Source organism: Nitrosomonas communis, from assembly GCF_900114745.1.
In the GTDB taxonomy this organism is placed as follows: domain Bacteria; phylum Pseudomonadota; class Gammaproteobacteria; order Burkholderiales; family Nitrosomonadaceae; genus Nitrosomonas; species Nitrosomonas communis_A.
This window is the reverse complement of sequence record NZ_FOUB01000169.1, coordinates 1-1743: the sequence shown is the minus strand read 5'-3', so window position 1 is coordinate 1743 and position 1743 is coordinate 1. Positions and strand designations below refer to the sequence as shown.

Here is a 1743-nt window from a genome sequence, read left to right as displayed (position 1 = left end):
TGCTTCATTCACTCGCACAATTGAACCGTGCGCATCTAGCACTGCAATATGCGCACTCAGCGAGTTCAGGACCTCATCAGCAAAGCCCAGCTTCATGAAAAACTTCTCTCCGTATAACCCTACTTATGAATGAAGTCAACCCGAGCACGTCCTTTGCTTCTGGGTCAATCTGAATCTAAAATGACCGACCGTCAAACCAGAATGAGCTCTCTGCAATAACGCTATAAATTACGTCGCAAATAAAATCTGTTCGGTTAAGTCTCACGATGTTTTTTATGTTCTTTAATTATTGACTGAAGTTAGTTTCCTCTCTCACAAACTTTATTAACTTCATAGAAATGAAAATTAATCCCAGAATTTGAGAACAGATTTAATAGCCTAGTCTCAGTATAAGAGCTAGTAGAGAATAAAATAATTATTATTTGACCAAGCGCGTACAGAAAGAGTTCAATAGTTTGCGCCACTATTCCTGCAGTAGCATCCTTGGCCGCCGGTTTTCAACAATAGCCACGTAAACCAGCACCGCTTCGGCCATCTTAATAATGCAGATCTCTTCTCCTCCTTCCTGAACGGTACGTTGCGCATAAACCGATACGTCGACGGTAATCGAGGCACGCCCAATCTTGATGATATTAAAGTAGAAATTGACGGTATCGCACACAAACACGAGCTGCTTACATACAAAGGAACTGACAACCACCGTTGCGGCGCGTCCTCGCGCTCATAAGTTGATTATAATTTACGGATAACCTAATCAATATCATTTCGCGATAAGGTATTATCTGTTCGAGAAAAGGAGGACCTTGCCATCGCAAATGGCGAAGCATTTTTGCGTAGGGGTAAGTAGCATGACACGCTGTATCAAAACTCCCGATCCCAAGACAACCTGCAATTAACCTGAAACCAAGATCAACATGGAGATGTTAGCGCAGGACGTCAAAGATCATCCGGACGCGTATCAGTACGAGCGTATCAAATAGCTTTGGAGCAGCACTTAAGGCTAATCATCACGCTTTAAGACGTCTGGGCATGACTATTAAAAAGCTTGTGTCATCCAAAGGCCAGCAAAGAAAAACGGCAAATTCTAAAGCTATGAGCACGAAGGCCGCGTCATCGTTTACTTTGATGAAAGCGGCTTTGCGCACGACATGCTACGCATGCATGGCTATGCGCCCGCGGGTGAACGCGCCCATGGAGTAAAGGACTCACATGCAACAGGCCGAACCAGTGTGATCGGCACCCTGATCGGGAAGGTGCTTCTGACCGTAGGCCTCTTCATAGCCAATATCACCGCCGACATTTTCATACATGGGTGGCGTAGGACCTTTTGCCCAAACTCATGCCCGCCTCCGTAATAGTCATCGAATGCCACGTACTACAAACGACAATATATCAGAACTGACTTCAACAATGGTGAGAACACGCTTGAATAATTGTCGCCTTATTCTCCAGATTTCGATGACATTGAGCCAAAATGAACTCAAGCTAAAGCAATTAGATAAGAAGCTGTCTGGTAAAACATTAGACGCATTTTGCAAGTGTTATTTTCATCATGGCGATTCGAATCATATTTTCAGCAGTGCCGGGCAAGATTTCGAAATCCTTAGATAAACGGCGAAAATTACCCAACCAGGAAAATGTGCGTTCGACCACCCAACGCTTCGGTAAAACAGCCCATTTACCTTCGATTTTTTCTGAAATGTGCAAAACCCGGCCTAGTTCATTCACGACGAAATCAACTGC

General features: G+C 44.2%; 2 protein-coding genes and 1 pseudogene. 1 reads left to right on the top strand and 2 read right to left on the bottom strand.

The window, feature by feature from the left end; genetic code table 11:
* Window positions 1-463 precede the first annotated feature (463 nt).
* Window positions 464-661 carry a hypothetical protein gene (locus BM122_RS21180; RefSeq protein WP_074907647.1) on the bottom strand — a complete coding sequence of 66 codons (198 nt, stop codon included), beginning with the start codon at window positions 659-661 and terminating at the stop codon, window positions 464-466.
* 451 nt (window positions 662-1112) lie between these two features.
* Here BM122_RS21180 and BM122_RS22975 point away from each other — a divergent pair, with 451 nt between their 5' ends.
* On the top strand, window positions 1113-1355 hold the full coding sequence (locus tag BM122_RS22975; protein WP_256212273.1) for a transposase: 243 nt from the start codon (window positions 1113-1115) through the stop codon (window positions 1353-1355).
* A gap of 166 nt (window positions 1356-1521) precedes the next feature.
* Here the strand turns inward: BM122_RS22975 and BM122_RS21170 are convergent.
* A pseudogene (locus BM122_RS21170) lies at window positions 1522-1677 on the bottom strand (transposase); the annotation flags it as partial.
* Between the last annotated feature and the right edge of the window lie 66 nt (window positions 1678-1743).